The sequence below is a fragment of the Erysipelatoclostridium sp. MSK.7.34 genome (assembly GCF_019041935.1).
Classification (GTDB): domain Bacteria; phylum Bacillota_I; class Bacilli_A; order Erysipelotrichales; family Coprobacillaceae; genus Thomasclavelia; species Thomasclavelia ramosa.
In genome coordinates this window covers 87101-107138 of record NZ_JAHPYJ010000007.1, presented here as the reverse complement: position 1 = coordinate 107138, position 20038 = coordinate 87101, and the positions used below count along the sequence as shown (strand labels likewise).

16 protein-coding genes are annotated in these 20038 nt (G+C 32.4%); all 16 read left to right on the top strand.

Annotated features, from left to right (window positions below; translation table 11 throughout):
• Positions 1–5: 5 nt before the first annotated feature.
• The 16 genes from rsmH (at position 6) to pfkA (ending at position 20025) form a co-directional block, all read left to right on the top strand.
• Positions 6–950 carry a 16S rRNA (cytosine(1402)-N(4))-methyltransferase RsmH gene (gene rsmH / locus KTF99_RS07040; protein WP_003534529.1) on the top strand — a complete coding sequence of 315 codons (945 nt, stop codon included), beginning with the start codon at positions 6–8 and terminating at the stop codon, positions 948–950.
• Positions 940–1239 (top strand): hypothetical protein, encoded by a 300-nt coding sequence (locus tag KTF99_RS07035; RefSeq protein WP_003534527.1) that lies wholly within the window; start codon positions 940–942, stop codon positions 1237–1239. Before rsmH ends, KTF99_RS07035 begins: the two co-directional genes overlap by 11 nt.
• Positions 1239–3377, top strand: a complete 2139-nt coding sequence (locus KTF99_RS07030) for a penicillin-binding protein (RefSeq protein ID WP_003534526.1) — start codon at positions 1239–1241, stop codon at positions 3375–3377. The genes KTF99_RS07035 and KTF99_RS07030 overlap by 1 nt, the downstream gene beginning before the upstream one ends.
• A gap of 45 nt (positions 3378–3422) precedes the next feature.
• Entirely contained in the window at positions 3423–5324 is a 1902-nt protein-coding gene (locus KTF99_RS07025; RefSeq protein ID WP_003534525.1) for a penicillin-binding transpeptidase domain-containing protein, read from the top strand.
• A gap of 78 nt (positions 5325–5402) precedes the next feature.
• Positions 5403–6689, top strand: coding sequence for a hemolysin family protein (locus tag KTF99_RS07020; RefSeq protein WP_008792778.1), 1287 nt, complete (start codon positions 5403–5405; stop codon positions 6687–6689).
• A gap of 32 nt (positions 6690–6721) precedes the next feature.
• Positions 6722–8029 carry a 23S rRNA (uracil(1939)-C(5))-methyltransferase RlmD gene (rlmD, locus tag KTF99_RS07015; protein ID WP_003534522.1) on the top strand — a complete coding sequence of 436 codons (1308 nt, stop codon included), beginning with the start codon at positions 6722–6724 and terminating at the stop codon, positions 8027–8029.
• 61 nt (positions 8030–8090) lie between these two features.
• Positions 8091–8336, top strand: a complete 246-nt coding sequence (locus tag KTF99_RS07010) for a TIGR03905 family TSCPD domain-containing protein (RefSeq protein ID WP_008792776.1) — start codon at positions 8091–8093, stop codon at positions 8334–8336.
• A 74-nt stretch (positions 8337–8410) separates the two neighbouring features.
• Positions 8411–8716: a hypothetical protein gene (locus KTF99_RS07005; protein WP_003534520.1), complete on the top strand. Its 306-nt coding sequence runs from the start codon at positions 8411–8413 to the stop codon at positions 8714–8716.
• Positions 8717–8775: 59 nt separating this feature from the next.
• Positions 8776–11829, top strand: a complete 3054-nt coding sequence (gene dnaE, locus KTF99_RS07000; RefSeq protein WP_020994207.1) for a DNA polymerase III subunit alpha — start codon at positions 8776–8778, stop codon at positions 11827–11829.
• Positions 11830–11840: 11 nt separating this feature from the next.
• Complete coding sequence (gene polA / locus KTF99_RS06995; RefSeq protein ID WP_003534518.1) at positions 11841–14453, top strand: DNA polymerase I; 2613 nt, start codon at positions 11841–11843, stop codon at positions 14451–14453.
• A gap of 9 nt (positions 14454–14462) precedes the next feature.
• The gene (mutM, locus tag KTF99_RS06990; RefSeq protein WP_003534517.1) at positions 14463–15275 is read left to right on the top strand and encodes a DNA-formamidopyrimidine glycosylase; all 813 of its coding nucleotides are present in this window, start codon (positions 14463–14465) and stop codon (positions 15273–15275) included.
• Between the two features lies 1 nt (position 15276).
• Complete coding sequence (locus KTF99_RS06985; RefSeq protein ID WP_020994206.1) at positions 15277–16224, top strand: Gfo/Idh/MocA family protein; 948 nt, start codon at positions 15277–15279, stop codon at positions 16222–16224.
• Positions 16225–16794: a dephospho-CoA kinase gene (gene coaE, locus KTF99_RS06980; RefSeq protein ID WP_008792773.1), complete on the top strand. Its 570-nt coding sequence runs from the start codon at positions 16225–16227 to the stop codon at positions 16792–16794.
• A gap of 1 nt (position 16795) precedes the next feature.
• Complete coding sequence (locus KTF99_RS06975; RefSeq protein WP_008792772.1) at positions 16796–18040, top strand: DnaD domain protein; 1245 nt, start codon at positions 16796–16798, stop codon at positions 18038–18040.
• A 9-nt stretch (positions 18041–18049) separates the two neighbouring features.
• Positions 18050–18958 (top strand): ATP-binding protein, encoded by a 909-nt coding sequence (locus KTF99_RS06970; RefSeq protein ID WP_003534509.1) that lies wholly within the window; start codon positions 18050–18052, stop codon positions 18956–18958.
• Positions 18959–19065: 107 nt separating this feature from the next.
• A complete protein-coding gene (gene pfkA, locus KTF99_RS06965) occupies positions 19066–20025 on the top strand; it encodes a 6-phosphofructokinase (RefSeq protein ID WP_008792771.1) in 960 nt (319 codons plus the stop codon).
• Positions 20026–20038 lie beyond the last annotated feature (13 nt).

The window sequence follows — 20038 nt, the reverse complement described above, 5'->3', positions numbered from 1 at the left end:
GAGCGATGTTTGATCATGTAACAGTATTATTGAAGGAAGCCGTTGAGGGCTTGAATATTAAAGCAGATGGAATTTATGTTGATTGCACCTTAGGCGGAGCAGGACATAGTTGTGCTATTTTAAAGCAGCTTACGACCGGTCATTTGTATTGTTTTGATCAAGATCAAACGGCAATTGAAGCAGCTCGTCTACGCCTTGATGCAGTTGGTAACAACTATACAATCATTTATTCTAATTTTGTAAATATTAAAGAAAAATTAAATGAATTAGGTGTAACAAGAGTCGACGGAATATTGTTTGATTTAGGTGTATCATCTCCTCAGTTCGATACAGGTTCTAGAGGCTTTAGCTATAATTATGATGCTCGCCTTGATATGCGAATGGATACATCAAATCCACTTGATGCTTATGCAATCGTTAATACGTGGCCGTATGAAAGGATTGTTGAAATTTTATATAAATATGCTGATGAAAAGTTTGCTAAACAGATTGCACGTAAAATTGAACAAAAACGACAAATACGACCAATTGAAACAACTTTTGAATTAGTTGATATTATTAAAGATGCAATTCCTGCTTTTGCCCGACGTAAAGGAGGTCATCCTGCTAAGCGGACTTTTCAGGCCCTTAGAATAGCAGTTAATGATGAATTAAATGTCTTTGATCGAGCCTTAAAGGATTCACTAGATTTATTGAACGTTGGGGGTAGAATTTCAGTTATTACTTTCCATAGTTTGGAAGATAAAATATGTAAATATACATTTAATGATGTAACTAAGTTAAAGGATGTGCCACCGGGATTACCAGTAATTCCTGATTACTTACAGCCGAGATTTAAATTAATTAATAAAAAAGCAATGGTTGCTTCAAAAGAAGAGCTTGAAGTTAATCATCGCGCGCATTCTGCAAAACTAAGAATAATCGAGAGGGAGTTTGAAAATGAGACATAAGACTAAAAAAACTAAATTTGAAGCTTTTTCACAAAGATTTCTAGTAATTTCAATGGTAATTTTTGTTTTTGGAATTATTGGCGTTAAGTCGATGGAATCATCATATAACCGAACAGCTCAAGTTCTAGAAAAGGAAATTAAAACGATAAAGAGTGATATTGATAGTTTAGAAATGCAAAAACAAGAATTAGCATCTTTTTCACGCCTTAGTTCAGTAGCTAATGCTAAAGGATATACATATAGCAATGATTCAGTAGCTGCCTCTACTCAAGCACAACAAAATCAATAATGAATCAATTTAAAAGTGCAAAGATAGCTTATGTTGTCTTTGCATTAGTTATTTTTTCCCTTGTTGCTAATATTGTTTATTTAGGAGTGACAGGTAAGCATTTAATCAGTGGGGCTGATATCGCCACATTTGCTAAAAGTAGAGGTAAGGCAAAAACGATTGATTATGCAACCCGAGGGGAAATTTATACTAGTGATAATGAAGTTGTAGCTTCAAATGTAAAAAAATATAAATTAATCGCTATTGTATCAAGTAGTAGAATTAATCATGGCAAAGATGATGCATATGTTAAAGATATTACGGCTACAGCAAATGCAATAGCACCAATTATTGGGATGGACCCAACTGTAATGGCTCAAAAACTCCAAGAAAAGGTAGATGCAGGAGCATATCAGGTTGAATTTGGAACCAATGGTAATGATCTAAGTGCGGGTGTCAAAAAACAAATTGAGGATACTGGATTACCAGGTTTAGAATTTATTGAAAGTAATTCTCGTAATTACCCATATGGAGATTTTTGCAGCTATATTATCGGTTATGCTAAAGGAACTGAAACGGATGGAGTCAAAGGACTTGTCGGTGAAATGGGTCTTGAAGCAATTTATGACAAAACTTTATCCGGTGAAAACGGTTATAAAGTCTATCAAAAAGATTCAAAAGGATATGTTTTACCGGACGGAATCTTGGAACAAAAAGACGCTGTTGATGGAGATGACATTTATTTAACGATCGACAGTTCATTACAACGAGATCTTGATTACCAGCTGGCAACTGAAGCAGCGGCGGCACAAGCTCTTAAAGCATCATGTGTAATCATGGAGGCTAAGACTGGAAAAATTTTAGCTTTATCAAGTTATCCTTCATTTAATCCAAATGAGCGAAATATAGAGGACTATAAAAATTTCTTTTTTGATACTGCTTATGAATGTGGTTCGGTTTTTAAATCATTTGTTTATGCTAGTTCGATTGAAAGCGGCTTATATAATGGTGCAGCTACATATGAATCTGGTAAATATGATTATGGTGGTTCAAGACCGATTCGCGACCATAATAATGGTGCTGGATGGGGGAGTATTAGTTATGATGAAGGTTTTTATCGTTCAAGTAACGTTGCAATTTGCAATCTGCTTGAACGCGGGTATACTAATCGTGATGAATTACTAGATGTATATGAAAAATTAGGTTTTTTCCAATCAAGCAATATTGATGGCTTTGATTCAGTTGCAGGGACAGCGTTATACAAAACCGATAAAAGTAGAGCGGCCTATTTAACTACAGGATTTGGGCAGGGCTCTACCGTTACAGCTTTACAACTATTGCGCGCATATAGTGTCTTTGCAAATGATGGAAAAACTGTTGAACCTTATTTAATTGAAAAAATCGTTAATAAAGAAACAAACGAAGTTACATATAAAGGTAAAACAGAATATTCAGAACAAATATTTTCTTCACAAACAGTTCAACATGTTCGAGATCTACTAAAAGGAGTAGTAACTGAAAGTATGGGAACAGCAAAGAAATTTAATCTTGATAATGGTGTTCAAATTATCGGTAAGACCGGAACGGGACAAGTAGTTGTTGATGGTGGTTATTCAAGTACTATTTATACCAAATCCTTTTCGGGAATGGCACCATATGAAGATCCGCAAATAATTGTTAATATTGTTTTCCAAGGTGCTGATAATGATACAACTCAACATCAGGCAAATGTTATTAAAAGTGTAATGCCGGCAGCATTATCAATCGTAAATAAATATAATGCTCCTGAAACTACGACAGTATCTAGTGATTATAAACTAGATTCATATGTTAATCAGAGTGTTAGTTTTGTTAAGTCAAAATTAGAATCAAAAGCTGTAAATGTTCAAGTAATCGGAAACGGTAATACAGTTCTTGAACAATATCCAGAAGCTGGTTCTAAAGTAGCAAAAAATGATCGTGTTTTTATTAAGACGGAATCTAATGATATTGTATTACCTAATTTTACTGGCTGGTCACGTAAAGATGTTTTAACTTTTGGCTCGTTATCAGGGGTTAATATTACTATTGATGGCGGTAACGGTCTCGTCGGAGCTCAAAGTGCGCCAGAGGGAACTGTTGTTCACAACGGTGATGCTCTAACAATTACACTTCAGTAAGGTCTAATGACCTTACTTTTTTCATATAGTGTAGAGGGTGATTAGATGATCTATGAGATAACAAAAAAGAAAATCAAATGGGTAAAAGTAGTAACAGTTTTGATTGTAATTGCAATAATTTTAAAAGTTGGCTATATTCAAATTATTGATCGAGTCAATATTTATAATAAAGCAGTGGATTTATGGCAGCGTAGTTTTCCAGTTGAAGCTAATCGTGGATTGATCGTTGATAGTGATAATAACGTTTTAGCAACAAATCTAACAACTGCTTCACTAGTTGTTGTTCCTAGTCAAATTAAAGATGTGGCGGCTACTGCTGATAAAATTGCAAATATTTTAAATGTTGATGTTAAAGTAATGCAAGAAAAATTAAGTAAAAAAGTTTCAATCCAAAGAATTCAGCCAGAAGGACGACAATTAGATGATGAAGTAGCAGCACAAATCGATCGTTTAAAATTACCTGGGGTATATTTAATTAAAGATACTAAACGATATTATCCCAATGATAATTATTTAGGACAGACTCTTGGCTTCGTAGGAATTGATAATCAAGGATTATTAGGTTTAGAATTAAAATACGATAATTATTTAAACGGAAATAACGGGAGTATTGATTATTATATGGATGCCAAAAGTAACCCGTTGTCACTGTATCCAAGTGTTTATAGTGCTCCAACGAGTGGCTTTAATTTACAATTAACGATTGATGGTGATATTCAGGATATTGTTGAAAGAGAACTGAACAATGCATATGACACTTATAATCCTGATGGAATCTGGGCTTTAGCGATGGAACCAAGTACTGGAAAAGTTTTAGCGATGGCAAGTAAACCTGATTATAATCCCAATGATTATCAAAATGCCGATAAGGATGTTTATAATCATAATATCCCAATTTGGAAATCTTACGAACCAGGATCAACTTTCAAGATCATTACTTTTTCATCGGCTTTAAATGAAAATCTATTTGATATGGATAAAGATACTTATTTTGATAAAGGGTATGAAATTGTTGGTGGTGCCCGAATTAAGTCATGGAAAAAAGGTGGACATGGACTTCAAACCTTTAGAGAGGTTCTTCAGAATTCTTCCAACCCCGGATTTGTTGAAATCGGTCGCCGTCTAGGGAAAGATAAATTATATGAATACGTCAAAAAATTTGGTTTGACAGAAAAAACCGGTATAGACCTACCAGGTGAATCTAAAGGAATTATGTTTGATTATGATGCCTTCAATGAGTTGGAACAAGCAACAGTTGCTTTTGGTCAAGGTATTTCAATTACACCTATGCAGCTGGTGAGAGCAGTTTGTGCTTGTGTTAACGGTGGAACTTTATATAAACCATATTTGGTTGATAAAATTATTGATAGTTATTCTAATGATATTGTTTATGAACATAAACCAGAGGCACTACGTAAAGTTATTAGTGAGGATGCTTCCAAAAAAATGCGAGATGCTTTAGAATCAGTTGTTACAGATGGAGGGGGTAAAAATGCCTATATAGATGGTTACCGGATCGGTGGTAAAACAGGTACTGCCCAAAAAGCAGTAAATGGTAGTTATGTTGATGGGGGTTATATCTTATCTTTCATTGGTATTGCGCCAATTGATGATCCTAAAATTGTTTTATATGTTGCAATGGATAACCCTAAAAATTGTGTGCAGTATGGAGGAACGACAGTAGCTCCAATTGCTCGCAAAATGCTTGTTGATATTTTGCCAAGCATGAATGTAAAAAAAGTTTCTTCACAGCGGCAAAAAGCTTATACATTTATGGATACTAAAACGTTAAAGGTTGAAAACTATATTGGGAAAAGTAAAAAGGAAGTTAGTAATCCGGAATTAAAATTTGAATTTATTGGCGAAGGTGATAAAGTAATAGACCAATTACCACGAGTTGGTGAGTCAGTTGAAGCCGGATCAACAATCGTTATTATGCTTGGTTAATTAAAGCTTAATTTGACTTTTTATAATGTTTATAATATGATAATGAAAAACATTAATAATAAGGAGAATAGATTTATTGTGGACCCGACCCAGATAACCAATGTTATAATATTTGTCATTTTAATTATTTTCTCAGGTATTTTTTCTTGTACTGAAACAGCATTTTTATCTGTTAATAAAATCAGGATGCGAAACTTAGCTGAAGAAGGAAATAAAAGAGCACTAACAGTAGAGAAGCTGTTATCTAATTCGGATCGTTTATTTAGTTCAATCTTAGTAGGAAATAACTTAGTTAATATCGGTGCTTCATCGTTATCTACATCATTTGTGATTTCAATTTTTGGAGATTCAGCAACTCTAGTAGCTGCAGCTACTGGAGTAGTTACATTCTTGATTTTGGTTTTTGGTGAAATTACACCAAAATCTTTTGCAACTAAGAATGCAGATACAATAGCTTTATTTTTGGCACGATTTGTTGCTTTAGTTTGTACTCTTTTTACCCCAGTGGTATTTTTCTTAAATATCATTACAAGCTTTTTCATTAAAATATTGGGTGGCGCTCGTGACAGTGGACCAACCATGACAGAAGAAGATTTAAAGACGATCGTTACAGTAGGTCATGAAGAGGGGGTATTAGAAGAACAGGAAAAGGAAATGATTCATAATGTATTTGAGTTTGGTGAAACTGAGATCAAAGAAATTATGACGCCAAGAATTCATGTTGAGAGTATTCCCGATGATTGTTCTTACCAAGAATTGATGGAAATTTATCAACGTAGTCAATTTTCACGTTACCCAGTGCATAGTGAATCATTTGACGAAATTGTGGGAGTTTTAAATGTTAAGGATTTACTTTTCTTTAATATTGATCCTGATGAATTTGTTGTAAAAGATTTTATGCGCGATACTTTTGTTGTTTATGAATTTAATGAAGTTGCGGATGTGTTTGCTTCGATGCGTAAAGAACATGCAACATTAGCGATTGTACTAGATGAATATGGGGTTATGAGTGGAATTGTTACTTTTGAAGATATTGTTGAAGAAATTGTAGGCGAAATCGATGATGAATATGATGCTGAAGAAGACGAAATGATCATTTCTCTAGGAGAAAATGAATATTTAATAGATGGAAGCTTGAATTTAAATGAAGTTAATGATAGAGTAGGAACTGATTTCGATTCTGAAGATTTTGAATCAATTGGTGGATTAGTTCTTGGAGAGGTATCTGGTGTTCCTGAAATTGATGATGAAGTTCAGATTGAAAACGTAATTTTTAAGATTGTAAAAATGCATAAAAACAGAATTGCTCAATTAAAAGTGACGATTCTAGAAGAAAAGAAAGATGAAGAGGAAGAGCATCACTAGATGACTTCCTCTTTTAAAAAGGAGATTGTAGGATGAAGAAAAATGTAGAAATTAAAAAATTAGGGATTAATGGTGAAGGTATCGGGTATATTGATCGAAAGATCGTTTTTGTTCCTGGAGCGTTGCCACAAGAAGAAGTTATTGTTGAAATTATTAAACAGACTAGAACTTATAGCGAAGGGAAATTACTACAAGTAGTAAAACCATCAAAAGATCGTGTTACGCCTAAGTGTCGTTCGTATGATAATTGTCAAGGGTGTACGATGTTGCATTTAAGTTATTTCAAGCAGTTGAATGCAAAAAAAGAAGCTGTACGCGAATCAATTAGAAAATATACAGAGTATGATTTATCAAGAACAATTTTTAAAGATGTAATTGCGGCGCCTAGTCAAGAGGGCTTTATTACTGCTGTTAATTTGCCTATTGTTGATTTTAAAGGGAAAATTAGTTTTGGAATCTATCAACGTGATAGTAAATATTTAACATTAATGACAAGATGTTTTAAACAACATCCAATAATTAATGAGTGTTTATTAAAATTAGAAGAGATTTTAACTACAAATAAATGTAAAACATATAGTGATAAATTTAGAACAGGATTAAGGTTTTTAAAGGTTAAATTAATTGATAATAAATTACAATTAGTTTTTATTACAGGTCGTGATGGGTTGAAGGAAGAAATTGTTAAAGAAATTAGTCAATTGCCACATGTTGCTAGTATCTTCATGTCTGTTAATACTTCAAAGCATCAAGAGTTTGATGAGTTAGGATATTCAAAATTATATGGGGCAACGAGACTAGAGTTGCACGATGATAAAAATCAATATCTAGTATCGGTTAAAAGTAAATTACCAGAAAATATTGAGATGATGTGGAAACAAAATCAAACAATTAAATCATTAGTACAGGACAGTCAAAAAATAATTTCGTTGAATTGTGGAATTGGGTTATTAGAACTTAATCTTGATCAAGAAATTGTAGCGATTGATGAAAAAAGATATCAAATTGATGATGCTAAATTAAATGCTAAGTATTTAAAGAAGGAAAATGTTACTTTTATTGCTGGTGACCTAGATAGTAAAATTGTTACATACGCTAAAAAGAAAGTCTATGATACTTTAATTATTCAAAATGAACGTTATGGATTAAGTGATACAATCAAAGATACAATTAAAATTGCTAAATTTAAAACAATTATCTATGCTTGTCAGTCACATTCAACTTTAGCAAAGGATTTAGCTGATTTAGAAAAAAATTACAAATTGGAAAGAATTATTGGCTTAGATACATCTTGTCATAATTCATACCTAACAACGATTGTAAAATTGGTTCGAAAATAAAGCAAATTATTTGCTTTATTTTCATTTGTAACTATAATATTTAAAAATAGGAGGAATTGTTATGGAAATTAAATTTCAACCTCAAGGGGTATGCTCAAAACAAATAGTTATTGACGTTGAGGATGGCATTGTTAATAACGTAAAATTTATTGGTGGATGTTCTGGTAATACACAAGGTGTTGGGGCATTAGCAAAAGGGATGCAAGTAAATGAGGTAATCGAACGATTACAAGGTATTCGTTGTGGGGCAAGACCAACTAGTTGTCCTGATCAATTAGCTAAAGCATTAGTTAAACATGCGATGTAGTGGAATAATCATTTGATTATCCACTTCTTTTCATTTTATTAGAGTAAATAACATATAATATTAGTGGTGATTATATGTTAATACGGATTAAAAAGTTACAATTTTTATGTGGGGCAATTTTATTGATGCAGGTACTGTGTCCAATGTGGATCGTCCCGTTTCATTTAATTGCAACATTGTTATCGATAGTGATCATTGGCTGGCAAAGACGCTTTTGTGTCTTGCAAGTACAATATCATTATTATGTTACAATTTTATATTGTTATCGTATTTGGCTCTTAAGTTGTACTTCATGGGCAATCTTTGATACCGTTTATATGTGTTTATGTTTATATTTTTCTATTATGATTATTCTTTTTTCGTTCCGTGCAATCCTCTAATATCTTTTTAAATAGCTTATTTAGTGGTATAATACACAATAGAAAGGATGTGGGGATAGATGCTAGGACATTTACAAGTTTATAGTTCATATAGTTTTCAAAATAGTACTATCTTAATTGAGGACTTGGTAAAAAAAGCTAGTGATCTCCACTATGAGGCGCTAGCTTTAACTGATAAAGATAACATGTATGGGGCAATGGAACTAGCTAAATATGCTAAAAAATACGGTATTAAAGCAGTCTTTGGGTTAGAAGCAAGTGTTGAAATCAATCATGAGATATATCCGTTATTACTATTGGCAAGGGACGTGACGGGTTATTTTGATTTGGTTAAAATAACTAGTGAAATTTGTTTGAGTGAAAGAGGTGCGATTAGTTTAGAGGCACTGTCATTATATCGTGAACATCTATTTGTAATTTCAGCATGTAAAGAAGGAATTATTGAACGACTTATCCTAAAGGAACTGGATTCGGAGGCGTTAAAGTATTTAGAACTGTTTAAAAACACTTTTAATAATTTTTATGTAGGATTACAAAACCATGGTATTGCAATGCAACAAAAATTAAATGAACGTTTAGTCGCTTTAGCAACTCTCCAAAATATTCCCATTTGTGTAACCAATGAGGTCCGTTATTTAAATAAAGATGAGGCTTTTACTTTAGATCTTTTACAAGCTTCCGCTAAAGGAATGATGTTAGATTTAGAACACCAAGTTCAAACTGATCAATTATATTTAAAATCTAGTTTTGAAATGGAGAGTCTTTTTGATAAAAAATATATTGAAAATACTAACGATATAATACGACTGTGTAATGTAACCATTCCAACAGATCAAATGCATTTACCTAAATACCCAGTTCCTAAAGATGGCGATGCTGGTGATTACTTAAGGCAATTATGTTTAGTTGGTTTGAAAAAACGATTTAAAGGAAAAAACATTCCTAATGAATATATTGAACGCTTAAAAAAAGAATTAACAGTAATCAATAAGATGGGATTTAATGACTATTTTTTAATTGTTTTTGATTATGTTCGATATGCTAAAATGCATAAGATCTTAGTTGGCCCAGGACGTGGTTCAGCGGCTGGCAGCCTAGTGGCTTATGTATTGGGAATTACTGGAGTAGATCCATTGCGATATGACTTACTATTTGAACGTTTTTTAAATGAAGAAAGAATTAGTATGCCTGATATTGATATTGATTTTCAAGATGACCGTCGTGATGAAGTTGTAAATTACGTTACTGAAAAATATGGTCATGAGCATGTAGCGCAAATCGTTACTTTTTCTACTTATGGTCCTAAAGTAGCAATTAAAGATCTTGGAAAAGTACTAGGGGTACCCTTGCCACGATTAGAATTGTTAACTAAAAATATTCCTACTAATTATAAGAATCGTAAGAGTGCTCGAGAAGTTTTTGAAACATCATATAGTTTTCAATCAATGGTGAATAAAGATCCTGCATTAAGAAAGATCATGCCTGCTGTTTTTATTGTTGAAAAATTGCCACGTAATATTTCAACGCATGCAGCGGGAGTGGTTTTATCAAATGACGTATTGGACCAAGTTGTCCCGCTTGTCAGAGGTCCTAACAATGGAGTTGTAACTCAATATTCAAAAGATTATATCGAAGAAGTCGGCTTGCTCAAAATGGACTTTTTAGGTTTAAAGAATTTAACGATCATTGATTATATTATTAAAGATATTGCTAAGAATCATCAAGTTGAAATTAATATTAACGACATTGATCTTCAGGATAAAAAAACTTATGAAATGATCAGTCGTGGTGATACTTTTGGAATCTTTCAATTAGAGTCCTCAGGAATGAAAAATTTATTAGTTAAGATGCAATGTGATTGTCTTGATGATGTTATTGCTGCAATCGCATTATTTAGACCAGGACCGATGGCTAATATTCCTTCATATATCGCTCGAAAAAAAGGCAAAGAACCAATAACTTATCCATTAGAATGTTTAAAGCCAATTTTAAAATCTACATATGGAATTCTTTTATACCAAGAACAAATTATGCAGGCGGCACAATTAGTTGCTGGATTTTCATTAGCTAAAGCGGATATTTTGAGAAAAGCAATGTCAAAAAAGACAGCGAGTTTAATGAAAGCGATGAAGAGTGAATTTATTCAAGGGGGAATTGCTAATGGGTTTAGTGAGCTCGAAGCAGTTAAAGTGTTTGAATTGATTGAAAGGTTTGCTAACTATGGTTTTAATAAATCACATTCGGTTGTCTATGGATATATTGCCTATTGGTTAGCATATTTAAAGGCGAACTTTCCATTAGAATTTTTTAGTGCTTTATTATCAAATGAACAAAGTAGTGATGCAAGTAAACTTAGTTGTATCCAAGAGGGAAAAAAATATGGTGTTAAACTATTGGCACCATCAATCAATTATTCAACTGATCGCTTTAAAGTTGAAGATGGCAATATTCGTTATTCTTTATTAGCGATTAAAAATGTTGGTTATGCAGGATATAAAGCAATTGAAGCAGAGCGTCAAAATGGTACTTTTAAAGATATATTTGATTTTGTTTCTAGAATGGAATCAAGCAAATTAAATAGTAAAATGCTTGATAGTTTAATTATGGCAGGAGCTTTTGATGAGTTTAAATTAAATCGCACGACAATTAAACAAAATTTACATAAGATTATGGAATATGCAGAATTGAAAAATTCAATTGGAATCGATGAACCACCGATCCTAACGATCGTTCGTGATAATCGGATCAAAGTATTGGAAGAAGAAAAGATGGTCCTTGGAGTATATTTGACAATGCATCCGATTGCTTTGATCAAGAATAACTTAAAGGAGCAAATAGTTAATTTAAATGAATTATCCAATTATATTGATCAGCCGGTTAGAGTTATTATGGCATTATCGAGAGTAAAAGTGATTGTTGATAAAAAAGGACAAGAGATGTGCTTTGTTGATGGTTACGATGAAACTGGTGAAGTAGATGCTGTTGTCTTTGCTTCAAGTTTTCAAGTTTTAAAGAAAATATTAGTACGTGGTGAGATTTGTTTAATTGAAGGTAGAGTTAATTATCGTGATAAACTATCACTAATAATAAATCAAGCAAAAAATGTACGTTAAGGAAGGTAGAAATGAAAGAATTAGTAATGATTGATGGAAACTCGTTGTTGTACCGTGCTTATTATGCAACGGCAGCAATGGGAAATTTAATGGTAAATAAAGATGGTGTTCCTACTAATGCAGTGTATGGATTTGCCAATATGTTAGAAAGTATTTTAAAGGGTAATCCTGAGTATTTAGTTGTTGCCTTTGATTACGGTAAAAAAACTTTTAGAAATGATTTATTTGAAGTTTATAAAGGAACTCGTAGCGCCACTCCTGATGAATTAGCTTGTCAGTTTTCAATGATTCGTGAATATTTAACAGCTCATGGAATTCGTTATCAGGAAATCGAAGGGTATGAAGGCGATGATATTATTGGAACTGTTGCTGTTAAAGCAAGCAAACAACGTTTTAAAGTAAGTATTGTTACAAGTGATAAAGACATGCTCCAATTAGTTGATGATAATATTAGTGTTTATCTTACTAAGAAGGGGGTAGGAGAATTAGAAAAAATCACCCCTGCTAAATTTAAAGAAATATATGGTTTGATTCCTGATCAAATGCGCGATTTAAAAGGATTGATGGGTGATAAATCTGATAATATTCCAGGGATTCCCGGAGTTGGAGAAAAAACAGCTTTAAAATTACTAAAGGAATATCATACAGTTGAGAATTTAAGCGAACATCTTGATGATTTAAAAGGAAAGATGGGTGAAAAAATTCGTGATAATATTGATCAGGGATTGTTATCAAAGCGAATTGCAACAATTATTAAAGATGTGCCGATGGAAATTGATTTAGAAGAATATCGTTATCAAGGACATGATTATAATGAGTTAGCTGAATTCTACCGACGTTACAGCATGAATTCATTATTAAAAAGAATGTCTTTGAATAATGAGGAGGTTCAGGCTGAAAAAGCAGTCGATGTTAAAATCGTAACTCAATTACCAATTATTAAGCGTGATAGTTCATTGGTTGTAGGTGTGTATGATACAAATTATCATCGGTCAATGATCGTTGGATTTGCAGTTTATAACGATAGTGAAGCTTATTTCATTGGGACTGAGGATGCCTTAAATTGTACTAATTTTAAAAATTTTATTAGTGATAAGAAAATTGAAAAATATGGTTATGATATTAAAAAGAGTATTAATGCAGCAAAATGGCATGGCCTTGAAATAGAAAATTATGTTTTTGATCTTCAATTAGCTTCTTATATATTGAATCCAAGTTTAAAAGATGAGATTCGCAGTGTTTGTGAGTATTATGAGTATTACGATGTTTTTTATGATGAAGAAGTATATGGAAAGGGTGCAAAGAAGAAGGTTCCTGAAACATCAAGAGTAGCAGAGCATTTAATTAAACAGGCAAAAGCTATTTATATTTTAAAGGATCAGGCAATTGAAAAATTGAATAATGAAAATCAATTTGAATTATATAAAGATGTTGAAATGCCAGTTGCAAAAATTTTAGCACGTATGGAGTTTCAAGGGGCAAAAGTTGATTCTGTTGTTTTAAAACAACTAGAGGAACAATTCGGTCGTGAAATTAATATTTTAGAAAAAGAGATTCATACGCTTGCTAATAGAGAGTTTAATATCGCATCACCTAAACAGTTGGGAGAAGTTTTATTCGAGGATTTAGGTTTGCCCAATGGTAAGAAAACGAAAACAGGATATTCTACATCAGTAGATATTTTGAATAAACTAAAAGATATACATCCGATTATTGATAAAGTCTTAAAGTATCGAACGCTTTCTAAATTATATTCTACATATATTATAGGATTACAAGATCAAGTTTTTATAGATGGGAAGATTCATACAATCTATAATCAGGCGTTGACGCAAACAGGAAGGTTATCATCAACCGATCCTAACCTGCAAAATATACCTGTTAAAACACCAGAAGGAAAACTCATTCGTAAAGCTTTTGTTCCGGAATATGATTATTTAGTATCTTTTGATTATTCACAAATTGAACTTAGAGTCTTGGCTCATTTAGCGGGTGTTAAATCATTGATCAAAGCTTTTAACGAAGATAAAGATATTCATCGCCATACTGCTAGTGAAATATTTAGAGTACCTGAAGAACAAGTTGATAGTACGATGCGACGTAATGCTAAGGCTGTAAACTTTGGAATTATTTATGGAATGTCTGATTTTGGTTTGGCAGAACAAGTTGGAGTAAGCGTAGGGGAAGCGCGTGAATTTATCAAGCGTTATTTTGAAAACTATCCTGAGATAAAATTATATATGGATAGTAATATTGATTTTTGTAAGAAAAATGGTTATGTTACAACGATGCTGAATCGGAAACGTTTTATTCGTGAAATTAATGAAAAAAATTATATGCGTCAAGAGTTTGGAAAACGATTAGCAATGAATTCACCAATACAAGGATCGGCAGCTGATATTATTAAGGTTGCAATGATCAAAGTTGATGAGCTATTGAAGAAACACCAATTAAAATCTAAGATGATCTTACAAGTACACGATGAATTGATCTTTGATGTTTATCAAGAAGAATTACAAGAAGTTATGGAAATTGTTGCTAAAGGAATGACGACTGCAATTAAGATGGATGTTGAATTAAAAGCAGAAGGAAGTTATGCCGTTAATTGGTATGAACTTAAATAGGAGATAATTATGCCAGAACTACCAGAAGTTGAAACTGTTCGTAGAACGTTAAAAAATTTTGTTTTGAATAAAAAAATTATTTCAATCGATGTATTATATCCTAATATTATTGAAGATGATGTTGAGGAATTTATTGAAGCCTGTACAAATCAGACTATTAATGATATTGATCGGGCTGGAAAATTTTTAATCTTTAAATTAGATGATATTGCATTTGTCTCACATCTTCGTATGGAAGGAAAGTATCATTATGTTGAACATGATGAGCCGTTAAATAAACATGATCATATCATTTTCAATCTTGACGATAATAAGCAGTTACGCTATAACGATACTCGTAAATTTGGTCGTATGAAATTAGTTAGTCTGGATAATTATATGAATGAAATCCCCCTTTGCAAATTGGGTCCAGAGCCTTTTAATGCCAAGTTGGAAGATATTTATCCAAAATTACATAAAAGTAATTTACCAATTAAACATGCTATTTTGGATCAAAGTATTATTGCGGGGATTGGGAATATTTACGCAAATGAAATATGTTTTGCAATGGGTTTAAATCCAAATACACCGGCATGTAAATTAACGAAAAAGAGTGTTCAGGAACTTATTGAGGTGTCATCAGCAATTTTAAATGAAGCGATTGCTCAAGGAGGAACTACGATTCATTCATTTTCAGCGAATGGGATCGATGGTTTATTTCAAGTTAAATTAAAAGCCCACTTACAAAAAGTTTGTCCAATTTGTGGTGGTGAGATTACCAAAGTAGCAATAAAAGGTCGTGGGACTTATTACTGTAAGCATTGTCAAAAAAGGAGAAGGTAAAATGATTAATTGGGGAATAGTTGGAGCTGGTCGGATCGCTCATCGTTTCTGTGAAGCTCTGGCTCAAGATTCACGTGCTAATTTAGAAGCCGTTAGTTGTCGAACGCTAGAGAAGGCAAAAGCTTTTCAAGAAAAACATCCATGTAATAAAGCTTATGATAGTTTTCAAGCTGTTTTGGATGATCCTGAAATTGAAGCGGTTTATATTGCCTTACCGCATTTATATCATTTTGAATGGGTCAAAAAAGCTATTCTTGCTAATAAGAAAGTTTTAGTTGAGAAGCCAGCTACAATGAATACTGCAGAAATGGAAGAAATAAAAGATTTAGTTAAAAAGCATCATATTTTATTTATGGAAGCGATGAAAACTCGTTTTGTACCTGGTTATCAAGAAGCAAAAAGTTTGGTTAGTGAAGGAATTATTGGTGAACTTGAATGTCTTGAAACTAGTTTTTGCGGTAAAGTTGATTATAATCAGAATTCTTATCTGTTTGATATAAAGCAGGGTGGTTGTTTATTAGATTTGGGTATTTATAATATTGCTTATCTAGATGATTATTTTAAAGTACCTTTGGATACTGTCGATGTTACTTGTAAATATCATGATTGTGGTGTTGATACATATGTAAAAGCTATTTTAAATTTTGGGAAACAAACTGGTATTGTTGAATGTGCGATGGATCGAAATAAAGAAAACCAGGCAGTATTGACAGGAACGCTTGGTAAAATGATAATTCGACCAATTCATCGGCCGCTTGATTTAGAAGTTATTTTAAATAGTGGTGAAATATTCAAATATCACATTGAATATGATCATGATGATTTTTATAGTGAAATCGTACATTTTAATGATCTAATAGAAAATGGTCAGGTTGAAAGTACAATAATGAGTCTTGACCATAGCATCAATTGTGCTAAGATACTAGAGGCAGTACGGGAGATGATGTAAGTGAAGGTTTTAGGAATAACAGGCAGTATTGCAACTGGTAAAAGTACGGTGACGAATTATCTAAAACAGCGAGGCTATCTAGTGGTTGATAGTGATAAATTAGCTTACGATGCACTAACTATTGATGAGGTGTGTATTAAACAAACAAAAAATCGCTTTGATTTACCAGCTGGACCAATTGATCGTAAAGCTTTAGGTCGGATTATTTTTAATGATAAACAAGCAAAAAAGGATTTGGAAGCAATAATTCATCCTTATGTAATCAAGAAAATGCAAGAAATAATTGTGCTTAATCAGCATCTTGATTTAATTTTTTTAGATATACCGCTATTATTTGAAAGTAATTTGGAATATTTATGTGATGCAGTAATTGTTGTATATTTAAAAGAGGACGAAGAAATAAAAAGATTGATGAAGCGTGATAATATTGATGAAGATTATGCAAGGTTGATCATTGGTAACCAAATGAGTATTGAAGAAAAGAAAATGAGAGCGGATATTGTTTTAGATAATAATCAGGGTCTTGATGAATTATATCAACAAATTGAAACATTATTGAAAGGAAGATAAGATGAGCGAGTTAATGATGTCTGATTTATATACGGTTAATGCAAGTTATCCTCTTGATAGTATTCATATGCGTAGTATTCAACTACTATATCAACCTTTGATTGGTAATAATGCTTGTGGATTATATTTAAGTCTTTATGCTGAATTAGATCAGTTATCATTGACTAAAGCCCCTAGCCTTCATAGCCGTTTAACTAAAATAACCGGTTTAAGTTTAACCGAGCTTAATGAAGCGAGTTTAAAACTTGAAGCGATAGGATTAGTTTCTAAATATATTAAAGATAGTGATAATAAAAGAGTATACTTATATGCTTTAAAAACACCCCTAACACCAACTAAATTTTTTAATCATGCTATTCTAGGACCACTCCTATTACAACGTCTAGGGCAAGAGGAGCTATATCGAACAAAATTATGTTTTAAATCATCAGCGTTTAGTATTGAGGGATTTAATAATGTAACTGCTAAGTTCACTGATGTATTCGATATTAATTTACTAAATGGGTGTGATGATGTCCTGGTTGAAAAAGATTACTTTAATACTAATTATGGGAGTATTGAAAGTGATTATGATTTAACATTGTTCTATCAAGGGCTTGCTGATTATCAAATAAAAAGATCATGTATTACTCCCGATGATGAAGCCGTAATCAAACAGTTAGGAACTTTGTATCGTATTAATGCAATTGATATGCAAGGATTAGTTAAAGATTGTCTTCAAAATGATAAATTAATTCACAGTGCTTTGATTAGCAAATGCCGTGATTATTATGATTTGAATATGCCAGAAACATTTAAAGAAATTTATCATAAGCAGGCAATTGTTCATAAAAGTGTTACAGGTGATGATGCTTTAAGTAAGCATATTAGTTATTTAGAAAGTATTAACCCTTATCAACTGTTAAAGGATAAACAGGGGGGGCGAGAGCCTTTAAAGCACGATTTACAAATCGTTGAATCGATAATGACTTCATTGTATCTAGAACCTGGTGTGATGAATGTGTTAATTGAGTTAACACTATCCCAATGTGATAATGCTTTATCAAGAGCGTTTATGCAAGCACGAGCTTCACAGTGGAAACGAAAAAAAATCAAGACAGTTAAAGATGCGATGGATGAAGCTAATGTATACTTAAAATATCGTCGTAATAATAACGATGATAATGAAGAAACTGAAATCAATATGGTTGATAATGATAATGTAGACATGGATGAGTTAGATGAATTTTTAAGTCAGTTCGAATAGGAGGGCAAGATGAAGAGTATTCAAGATATTAATTTATTTAATAATGATGATAGTTTTAATAAAAATAAAGAAAATAGTATTAATACTTTAATGAATGACCATAATATTATTAAGGTATTGCAGGAGTTTAATTTAAGTCGTCGTGATATTGAAGAAAATTGGATTGAATTTCTTGATTATAAAGAAGATTTAGATGTTTGTATTGGCTGTAAATCATTAAAATCTTGTCCTAAGATTTCTAAAGGAATGGTTCGTCTATTTAATTATCAGGATGGCGAAGTAAAGCTTTCATTACAGCCTTGCCGTTATGGTCAGGCACATTTTGATGATCAAAAGATTTTGAATGATATTTTATTAAAAAATGTTAACAATAAAATATTATTAACGAAGCCGAGTGACTTGACAATCATTGATGATCCTAATGGCAATGGACGAGTAGTTATTAAAATGATGATGGATTATATTAAAAATCCTACTAATAAAGGCTTTTATTTATATGGTGAAGGCGGAAATGGTAAAAGTACAGTAATGGGCTTCTTGATTCGGTGTCTTGTAACCAAGGGATATAAATGTGGTTATATACATTTTCCAACTTTTCTAATGGATTTAAAAAGTTCTTTTGGTAATGAGGGAGTCAATAGTTCAATTGAGCTGATGAAAAATTTAGATTATTTGGTTATTGATGATGTTGGTGGTGAGTCAGTTACGTCATGGTCACGTGATGAGATATTATCAGCAATAATTGCTTATCGGCTACAAAATCAAAGAGCTACTTTTTTTACTAGTGAATACTCTTTGGAAAAACTAAAAAAGCTTTATACTTTAAAAGCTGGAGACAAAGAAAGAGTCGAACGACTAATTTCAAGAATGAAAGCGGTTAGTATTCCAGTAGAATTAAAAGGTAAGGATTTACGCTAAAAAAAGTTTGAGTTTTAGTGTAAAATATTAAAGATTTGATGGAAACATCAATCTTTTTGTGTTAAAATGTCTTGGAAATAAAAATGTGGTTATTAGGAGGAAAAACAATGGTTAAATGTATTGGTGTATTAACATCTGGTGGAGATGCTCCTGGAATGAATGCAGCTGTTCGTGCAGTGGCAAGAACATGTTTAAATAAAGGTATTGAAGTATACGGAGTACGCCTAGGATACAAAGGGTTATATGAAGGAGATTTCATTAAATTTGATCGTCATAGTACTCGTAATATTATTAACTTAGGGGGAACGATTTTGAAATCAGCACGTTTCCCGGAATTTAAAGATCCTGAAATTAGAAAAGTTGCAATTGAGCAAATGAAAAAAGTAGGGATGGAAGCTTTGGTCGTTATTGGTGGAGACGGAAGTTATAATGGAGCTTTAAAACTTACTGAAATGGGTGTTAACTGTATTGGTATCCCAGGAACAATTGATAATGATATTCCAGATACTGATTTTACTGTTGGTTTTGATACAGCTTTAAATACAATTGTTGACGCATTAGATCGTTTAAGAGATACTTCAAGTTCTCATCAACGTTGTACTATCTTAGAAGTAATGGGACGTCGTTGTGGTGATTTAGCTATTAATGCTGGAATTGCTGATGGGGCTGAAATGATTATTACTAGTGAGATTGGTTTTGATGAATCAAAAGTAATTGAAAGATTAAAGGCATCAAAAGAATCTGATAAAAAACATGCAATCGTAGTTATTACTGAACATATTACTGATGTTCACGAATTAGCTAAAAAAGTAGAAGCTGCAACAGGTTTTGAAACTCGTGCGAACGTTTTAGGGCATATGCAAAGAGGGGGACGTCCTTCAGCTCGCGATCGTGTTTTAGCTTCTCGCATGGGTGTATATGCAGTGGAATTATTAGAAGCTGGTAAAGGTGGTTTATGTGTAAGCCAAGTCAATGGAGAAATCAAAGGATTAGATATTGAAGAAACATTATCACATAAACGTAAAACTGATTTTGGTATTTACGAAGATGCAATGAAGCTTCGTTAATATAAATAAAAAT